The sequence below is a fragment of the Nonomuraea sp. NPDC005983 genome (assembly GCF_040614375.1).
In the GTDB taxonomy this organism is placed as follows: Bacteria; Actinomycetota; Actinomycetes; order Streptosporangiales; family Streptosporangiaceae; genus Nonomuraea.
Genome location: NZ_JBEXUP010000116.1, coordinates 18266 through 27437 on the forward strand (window position 1 = coordinate 18266; position 9172 = coordinate 27437).

The 9172-nt window shown below is 74.7% G+C and carries 4 protein-coding genes; 3 read left to right on the top strand and 1 reads right to left on the bottom strand.

Annotated elements, in window-relative coordinates; translation table 11 throughout:
* Positions 1–4953 carry a hypothetical protein gene (locus ABZ297_RS35505; protein WP_355355710.1) on the top strand — a complete coding sequence of 1651 codons (4953 nt, stop codon included), beginning with the start codon at positions 1–3 and terminating at the stop codon, positions 4951–4953.
* Here the strand turns inward: ABZ297_RS35505 and ABZ297_RS35510 are convergent.
* Positions 4933–6933 (bottom strand): hypothetical protein, encoded by a 2001-nt coding sequence (locus ABZ297_RS35510; protein ID WP_355355712.1) that lies wholly within the window; start codon positions 6931–6933, stop codon positions 4933–4935. The genes ABZ297_RS35505 and ABZ297_RS35510 overlap by 21 nt on opposite strands.
* A 216-nt stretch (positions 6934–7149) precedes the next feature.
* Here ABZ297_RS35510 and ABZ297_RS35515 point away from each other — a divergent pair, with 216 nt between their 5' ends.
* Together ABZ297_RS35515 and ABZ297_RS35520 are read left to right on the top strand one after the other, a co-directional pair.
* Positions 7150–7422 (top strand): hypothetical protein, encoded by a 273-nt coding sequence (locus tag ABZ297_RS35515; protein ID WP_355355714.1) that lies wholly within the window; start codon positions 7150–7152, stop codon positions 7420–7422.
* A gap of 47 nt (positions 7423–7469) precedes the next feature.
* Positions 7470–9172 (top strand): thioredoxin domain-containing protein (locus tag ABZ297_RS35520; protein WP_355355716.1); only part of this gene is annotated, 1703 nt, incomplete at its 3' end.

Sequence of the window (9172 nt, forward strand, 5' to 3'; positions counted from 1 at the left end):
GTGTGGCTCGACGGGATTCCCATCCCCTCGTGGGCGCAGCCCTGGGTGGGCTGGGCTGTCGGCACCGACTGGCCGGAAGGCGACGAGCGCCTGCTGTTCCTGCTCGCCGACGAACTGAGCTACGCGGCCCGCCGGATCGCGGCGGGCGTGCGCGGTGACGGCGCGGCCGCGGGCGGCGCGGCACGGCAGGCGACGTCCGACTGGGACGGCGAGGCGCTGAGGGCGGCCGTCAAGCACGTGGCCGAGACGACCGGCGGGCGCAAGGCCGAGCTGGTGAAGAGCCTGGCCGACCTGGCGTTCGCGCTGAACGAGCTGGGCATCACGGTCCAGAACACCAAGCGCATGATCAAGCTGAGCGCGCTGCTGCTGGTCCTGCAGATCGGCTGGCTGATCGTGCTGTTCCTGCAGACGCGCTCGCCCTGGGCGCTCTTCAGAGCGAAGGCCAGGGCGCAGGTCACCAGGATGACGGTGCGGCAGCTCCGCAAGCGCCTGCTGCTCAACATCGCGCTGTTCGGCGGCCTGATGGGCGGCATGGACTGGTACATCCAGGTGAGCCAGCCCCGCCGGGAGCGGATCGACTGGGGCCAGGTCCTGACCTCGGCCGGCACCGGCGCGCTGACCGGGGCGCTGCTCACCGGCCTCGCCTGGCTGCGTCCGCCGAGGTCGATGGTGGGCCTGATGGGCGAGTCCGCGCTGGCCAACGGCGCGGCCACGCTCGGCATGCAGGTCGCGACGGGCCAGCCGGTCGACTGGACGATGGTCGCCAAGGGCGTCACCTCGGGCGCGATCGGAGCCGCCGACGCGCACTGGGCGAGCTGGAGCCCCGGGCTGCGGCACGGGGACCCCGGCGGGCGCATCGACTCGCTGCTCAACTGGGGCGACCGCACGGAGGTGAGCAGGGAGCCGCTGCCCGTCGGCGGCGAGACCGTCCGGGCCGAGCGGATCGTCTACAGCGACGGCACGATCGAGGTGGAGAAGGAGTTCGCCAACACCGACCGTCGCGACCGCGAGTTCTTCGGCGCCAAGCTGGGCAGGGCGATGGGCGCCAACGTGGCCGACGTGCGCGTGACGGGCGAGCGCACCGTCCGGCTGAGCTGGGTCGACGGCGAGCCGCCACCGGTGGTCCGCCGGCACGACGGCACCTGGTCGGTGCCCCGGTACGAGAACACCCGCGAGGGCATCCTCATGGGCGCGTTCGACACGGTGGGCCTCAACCACGACAGGGCGGGCGCCGGGCCCGGGCACGAGGGGATGCGCGTGGACGGGGGCGTCCTGCGCGGGTTCGACCACGACAAGCTGTTCGGGCAGGGGCTGCTGCCCGACAGCAGGAACCCGTTCGTCCGGCACTTCTTCCGCGCGGAGGGGCCGGGGCAGTTCCCGCGTTTCGTGGACAACCCGCTGCACCCGAGCGACATCGCGGCCATGCGTCCCCAGGTCGAGGCCGTGATACGGGAGGCGCGCGAGTTCGGGCACCACGACTGGGCGGACAGCGCCACGGAGGCGTTCCGGCAGATCGCCGAGCACGCCAAGGGGCCGGTGCCGCTCCTCGACGCGCCTTCGGGGGTGCCGCTGGTCCTCGCCGACCAGCCGCACACCACCTTCGCCGGGCTCCCCGAGGACGCGTCCCCGCCGCCCAGGCCACCCGGGCAGCACGGGCAGCACGGGCAGCACGGGCAGCCGCAGGACGTCCACCCCGTGCGGAGCGTGTCCGACCCCGACAGGAGGACGGCGGTCGTGCCGCTGCACGACCCGGCCGTCCTCGCGCGACTGGAGGGCGAGCGCGCCTACGCGCTCGACCCCGGCAGGGCCCTGCACGCCGAGCAGTGGGCGCACCTGCGCCGGTACGCCCAGGTGGGAGTGGTCGAGAGCCGGCTGCACCCGCTCATCGACCAGGCGGCCGGCGTCGAGGTACGGCGCATGCTGGTGGGACCGCACCTGGTGACGGAGGTCACCGTCAAGGTCCGGTTCCAGGCACATCCGGATCTCAGCCCGACGGCGGTGGAGCGGATGAAGTCCAAGGCCATGGACGGGGTCGACCTCGTCTTCAACCACCAGCACAGGCTCTCCGACGGCAGCCAGCTCCACGTGCGCCTGGAGTTCCAGCCGGCGCGGCCGGGCGGTCACGGCGTGGTCGCCTTCCATCCGGGCCACGGGCGCGGGGGGCCGCTCGCCTGGTTCGCCGAGGCCAGCCCGATCAAGCTCGCCCACGAGTTCGGCCACCTCCTGGGCCTGGGGGACGAGTACCCGGACGCCGCCAGGGCGGGGCACAGGACCGCCACGGACGCCGACGTGTTCGGAGATCTCTCGTTCATGGGCGCCGCGGCCGGCGAGAGGTGGCACACGGGCGGCATGGTGCTCGACCGCGCGGGCCACTGGGTCAGCCCGACCGCGGGCCTGCGTGACCGGCACCTGGCCCGGATGGAGCACGTCCTGCTCGGTGGCGAGCCGCTTCGGGTCTCCCGGGGCGCCCAGGGGCCGCGCGAGGCGTTCGACGTGTACGCGCCGCCAAGCGACATCGCGCTGCCGCCGCACCTGCGACGCCTGGGCGAGCGCTTCCCCGCCGGAGACCGCGACCCGCTGGAGCACGCCAGGCGGCTGGAGCGCGTGCACGACCTGTTCGGCCGACGGCCGGTGACGGAGGCGCACCTCCACTACGCCGACGCGCTCGCCGGCGCGGCCCGCTCCCTCTACGCCACCGAGCCTGAGGCGCTCGCGCACCCGGACCTGCTCCGCCTGCACGGCCTCGCCGGGCTGCTCGGTGCGGACCCGCACACCCGCCTGCCGGACGCCTCCTGGTTCCGGCAACAGCTCGGAGCCGACCTGCGCCCGCGCGACTTCGACGGCCTGGCCAGGCTGTCGGAGTGGTTCACCGAGACGGGCGGCACGCCGCTGCCCGGCGAGACGGGGGCGGCGACCCTGCACAGGGCCGCCGCCGAATTCCTGCGGGAGAGCCCGGACCCTGCCACCACCCGGCGGGCCGCCGAGGTGCTCTCCGACGCGGCCGAGCAGTCGCGCGTCCTGGCCGACGGCACGGTGGACCTGCGCGCCCTGACGGCCGAGCTGCGCGCCCTGCAGGCTGAGCGGCACCCGCTGACCGGCGCCGACCTGGCCGAGCTGGCCGACCGGCCACAGGTGTCGGAGAGGTCGCCGTCCGAGGTCGCCGGGCACCTCGTACCCGGCTCCGGGATGCGGGAGACGCTGCGCGAGGGCCAGCGGTACGCGTACTCGATCGACCCGCGCGACGCCGTGGACGCCGGCGGCTGGGCCGACGCCCGTCTGACGGCCACCCCGATCGAGGTGCGCGGCGCCTACCCCGACGTCGTGCCGATCGAGGCGCACCGGATGTGGGCCCGAGGCCCCGACGGGAGCCTGCGGCCCGTCACCGAGTTCACCGTGCGCGTCCCCTACGAGCCGGCGCGCGGCCTGTCGGAGGCCGACGCGCTCCAGCTCCAGGCCGACATCCGGGCCGCCGTCGACCTGTACTACAACCATCAGCACCGGCTGAGCGTGGACGGCTCGCAGCTGCACGTGCGCGTGGAGTTCGAGCGGGCGGCGCCCGGCGTGTCGCCCGAGAAGCGGATCGGCCTGCACCCCATCGACCGGGCGCAGCATCTGGGCCGCATGGTCTTCGCCGCCAAGGTGCCGCTCATCGAGCACGCGCACCGGATCGGCTTCCTCCTCGGGCTGGAACCCGACTACACCGCGGTTCCGGGGAGTGTCAGGAAGCCGGTCTCCGACGGGGTCGACGGCAAGCTGAGCGTGATGGGGCCGGTCCGCCAGGAGTGGTCGTGGCCGCACCTCAAGCTGCGCGCGACCGTCGACGAGGCCGGACGCCCTCTGCCCGTCACCGCGGGGCTCCGCGACCGCCACCTGGACACTCTCAGCGGGCACCTCGTGCGGACGGCTCCGTCCATGCCCGAGGTGCCGCTGCACCGGTTGGAACGTCCCGCTCCGGTGGAGACCGCCGTATGGCCCGGGGCACCGGACGTCAACCATCACGGGCTGCCCAAGTACGTGCGAATGCTGCTCCAGGCGGACAACCTCCCGCAGGGCGGGCGCTCGTTCCTGGACCACGTCCAGCTCCTGGACCGCGCCACGACGGTGTTCTTCGGCACCAGCCCCGCAGGGCGCCTCCCGTTCCAGGGCATGACGCCGCGCCACCTGGACTACGTCGAAACGCTGGTCGCCACCGGGCGTGAGGTGCTCGACACCGGCCCGGAACACCCCTTCTCCGCCAAGGAGCTGATGCGGCTGCACGTGCTCGCCTGGCAGCTCGGCGCCACGGCCGAGACCCGGCTGCCCGACGCGGCCTGGCTCCGCGGCCAGGTCAACGAGCTGCTCGGACGTCCCGCCGACCATGTGGTGACCGCCGAGGAGGTGCGCTTCCTGGGCGACCTGGCGCAGCGGACCACCCGGCCGGGAACGCTGGGGGCGCGGCTGCCCGGCGCCGCCGACGCGCCCGCGACGGTCCGGATCGCGCTGCGCCCTGACTCCACGCCGCTGGAGGTCGCGGCCGCGCGGTGGGGGGAGCGCGCCGAGGCGATCCTGCGAGCGGCGCCCGAGGAGCCGCTGGTTCTCCGCGCGTCCGACCGCCTGCGGGGGTGGCTGGAGCGGGTCGTCGCCTTCGACGACCCGCTGACGGGGGTCCAGGCCCGCCTCGGCGAGGTGCGGACGGTCGGCGACTCCGTGGAGTTCACCGTCAGGGTCGGCACAGACGCGGGGACGTCGGCCGAGGTGACGCACAGGATCGAGCCCGGCAACGAGGGCGTGGTCATCACGCGGTCGGCCCCCGTGTTCGACCCGGGCGGCACGTCGCTCCTCGACCGGCAGCGCGTCGAGCTGGCCTGGCGGCGGCAGCACGAGGCTCTGGAGAACGCGTTCATCGCGATCGGGGCCGAACGGGTCAACGACGTCCCGCTGGTGCCGCCGTCGTCACAGGCCGATCGCGGCTAGCCCGTCGGGGCCGGCGGCGTACCCGTCCGTCAGCGCCAGGGGAAGCACCGGCGCCCGCATCTCCCCGAGCAGCTCGCCGCCCGGCACGCTCCACCGCCGCACGCTTCCGTCGTCGCAGCCCACCAGCAGCGTGCCGCCGCTGAGCCGGAGCGACAGCACGGTGCCGGGGTTGGGCGCCAGGGAGACGATCTCCTGGCCGGTACGCGCGTCGAGCACGGGCACCCGGCCGTCGTTGCCGCCAGAGGCGATCACCGCCCGGCCGCCGGCAGCGCCGAAGGCGAGCGCGTACCCCGGCCCCCGGTGCACGTCGTGGATCGCCAGCAGCGGCCTGCCCGTGGCCGCGTCCCAGGTGCGGACGTCCCCGTCGTAGCCGGTGGCGGCGACCACGACCCGGCCGTCCACCTCGGCGACCGCCACCGCCGTCACGCCCTCCCGAGGCCCGAGCAGCCTGCGCAGCGGGAGGCCCGTCGCCGCGTCCCAGACCCGCACGGCCCGGTCCATGCCGCCCGACACCAGCAGGCCGTCGTGGAAGGCCAGCGCGAGCACCTGCCCGAGATGCGGCGTCGGCACCACCGCCACCTCGCCGGAGCCGGGCTCGTGCACCCGGACGGCGCCGTCGCCGGTGCCGCTGACCAGCCCGTCGGCGCCGAAAGCCAGCGCGGTGACCGCGCCGTCGCCGGACTCCCGCTCGTACCGGACGCGCGGCTCGGACGCCCGCTCGCGCACGAGGGCGTCGCCGTCGAGGACGGTGACGGTCCCCTCGGCGGAGCCCACGGCCACGAGCCCGCCGGACGCCTCCCCCGCCGACACGGCCACCGACGTGGCGTGCAGCGGAAGCGCGCGCAGCAGTTCCCCCGCCGGGTCCCACACCTGGACCTGCTCCCCGCCCGTGACCAGCACCGGCCGCCCCGCCAGGACCCCGGACGCCAGCCCGGTGGGCCACTCGTCGCCGATCGCCCACGCGCGCACCTGCTCACCGGCGGCCCAGATCCGCACGGTCCCGTCCAGCGCGCACGAGGCCAGCTCCGCACCGGCGAAGGCCAGCCCGACCACGCTCTCGGCGTGACCGGTCAGCTCGTGCAGCTCGCGCCCGGTCGCGGCGTCCCAGACCCGGATCACCCCTCCCGCGCCGCCCGCGGCGACCAGCCCGTTCCCGCCCGCCACCGCGTTCACCCAGCCGGGCCCGCAGCCGAGCACGTGCACGGGCCGCCCGGAAGCGGCGTCCAGCAGCCGTACCAGCCCGCTCTCCGTCCCCATGGCGATCAGCCGCCGACCGGCCGCCTCCACGAGGCAGACGGCGCTCGAGTCGTGGTCCAGCGTCCCGAGCGCCGCCCCGGACCTGCCGTCCCAGGCGCGCACGCCGTCGCCGGCGGACAGGACCAGCGCGCCGTGGCAGGCCAGCGAGCGCACCGGCCGCCCCCCGTGCCCCGCCCGGACGGGAAGCTGCCGCCCTGACCCGAGATCCCAGACCCTGACCAGGTGGTCGTCGCCGGCCACCGCGACGGAGTCCTGGCCGAGTGCGAGGGCCCTGATCGCCGTCCCCGCCGCCGTGGACACGCCGAGCGCCGTGCCCCCCGGCACCTCGTACAGGGCGAACGACCGGTCCCGGCCACCCACCGCGACCGCCGGGACGCCGCGGACCTCCCCGAACGCGGCGGCGCCCGGCTCGCCCCGAACGCCGTCCTCCGTCCGGACCCGGCGGTGCGCCACGTACGGCCCCACCCCCGTCGCGACGGCCTGGGCGAGCAGGTCGAGCAGCGGCACGGGAACATCCACGACCACCGGCTCCGACGGCTCGCCCCCGACCGTGCCCTCGAGCACGCCCTCCGCCGCCAGCGCCGCGACCACCCGCGGCCAGGCCACCGGATCCAGCTCGGCCGTCCACCCGCCCTCGCCGGGCGGCTCCACGGCCACCCGCGCGCGGCCGTCGGCGCCGACGGCCACCTCGATCCCGCCCCGCCGGTACACGACCAGTGCCACGGCGAACAACCTACGACAGCCCGTCCAGTGTGAGCGGGGGGAGGTCCTCTTCGCCGAGGCGCGACGTGCCATCGCTGATCAGCGTGGGCTGCCCGGCCTGCCACTCGTGTCGCGGGACTCATGCGAGCAACGGAGCCGGCGGCGTACCCTGAAGCGACGAAAGACGGTGTCATGAGCGCTCAGCCCGTTCGCGGTGGCATGGCGGACCATCCGAGAGTGCCGAGAACCATCGGCGGCATCTCCAGCGCGCTGCGTGGGAGCCGCCGTGCTCAGTTCTTCGCCGAACTCCTGGAAGCTCAGCAGGGCCCTGAGCTTGACAGCGTGCTGACCGCCTGGTGGGGTCGCGCAATGCTCGACACCGACCCTGAGCGTGACCGGATGCGTGCCGCGGCCGAGGCCGAAACCCTGTCGACCACGAGCATGGACGAGATTCTCCGCCGCCGCCAGGATCGCGGAGTGCCCGGATCGACAGGGAGAACCAGCGAGTGATCCTTACCGGCATCGGTCCTGTTCTGACGGTGTGAGAGCCTGGCCGTATGAACAGGCTCGGTAGTGAGACCTCTCCCTACCTCCTTCAACACGCCGACAACCCGGTTGAATGGTGGCCTTGGGGAGAGGCGGCGATGCAAGAGGCGCGCCGACGCGACGTGCCGTTGCTGATCAGCGTGGGCTACTCGGCCTGCCACTGGTGCCATGTGATGGCGCACGAGAGTTTCGAGGACGCCGAGACCGCACGCTTGATGAACGCGCACTTCGTCAACGTGAAGGTCGACCGCGAGGAGCGGCCCGACGTCGACGCCGTCTACATGAACGCCACCCAGGCCATGACGCAGCAGGGCGGGTGGCCGATGACGGTGTTCGCGACGCCCGAAGGGCACCCGTTCTTCTGCGGCACCTACTTCCCGCGCCCGCACTTCCAGCGGCTGCTCGTCGGCGTGCACAACGCCTGGCGCGGCGACCGGGAGTCCGTCGTGGAGCAGGGGTCGAAGGTGGTCGAGGCGCTCAACCAGGGCTCCGCGCTGCCCGCCGGGCCGCAGCCGACGGCCGAGACGCTGGAGGTGGCCCTGGGGAACCTGCGCTCGTCGTTCGACGCCGAGCGCGGCGGGTTCGGCGGAGCGCCCAAGTTCCCGCCGTCCATGGTGCTGGAGTTCCTGCTGCGCTCCGGGGAGACGGAGATGAGCGGCCGCACTCTTGAGGCGATGGCGCGCGGCGGCATGTACGACCAGCTCGGCGGCGGGTTCGCGCGGTACAGCGTCGACGCCGGGTGGGTGGTCCCGCACTTCGAGAAGATGCTCTACGACAACGCGCTGCTGCTGCGGGTGTACACGCACTGGTGGAAGGCGAGCGGGCAGCCGCTGGCGCGCCGGGTGGCGCTGGAGAGCGCCGAGTGGCTGCTGCGCGAGCTGCGCACTCCCGAGGGCGGGTTCGCCTCGGCGCTCGACGCCGACAGCGAGGGCGAGGAGGGCAGGTTCTACGTCTGGACCCCCGACGAGCTGCGCGAGGTCCTCGGCGACGACGACGGCGCGTGGGCGGCGGAGCTCTTCGAGGTGACCGGCACGTTCGAGCACGGCACGTCGGTGCTCCAGCTCCTGTCCGACCCCGAGGGCTCCGACCCCGAGGACGACGAGCGGTACGGGCGGGTGCGGGCCGCGCTGCTGGCCGCCCGCGAGCGGCGGGTCCGGCCCGGACGCGACGACAAGGTGGTGGCCGCGTGGAACGGGCTGGCCATCGCCGCGCTGGCCGAGACGGGCGCCGTCTTCGAGCGTCCGGACCTGGTGGAGGCGGCGGGTGTCGCCGCGTCCCTGCTGGCGGACGTCCACCTGGCCGAGGGCAGGCTGCTGCGCACCTCGCGCGACGGGCGGGCCGGCGCCAACGCGGGCGTCCTGGAGGACTACGCGGACGTCGCCGAGGGGCTGCTCGCGCTGTACGGCGTGACCGGCGAGACCCGCTGGTTCCACCTCGCGGCGACGCTGCTCGACGCGGTGCTCGACCGGTTCGCCGACGGGGCCGGCGGCTTCTACGACACGGCCGACGACTCCGAGCGGCTCTTCCAGCGGCCCCGCGACCCCACCGACAACGCCACGCCCTCCGGCCAGTACGCCGCCGCCGGGGCGCTGCTCACCTTCGGCGCGCTGACCGGCTCGGCACGCCACCGGGAGGCCGCCCTGGCGGCGCTGCGGCCGGTGTCGGTCCTGGCTCCGGGGCATGCCCGGTTCGCCGGGTGGGGGCTGGCGGTGGC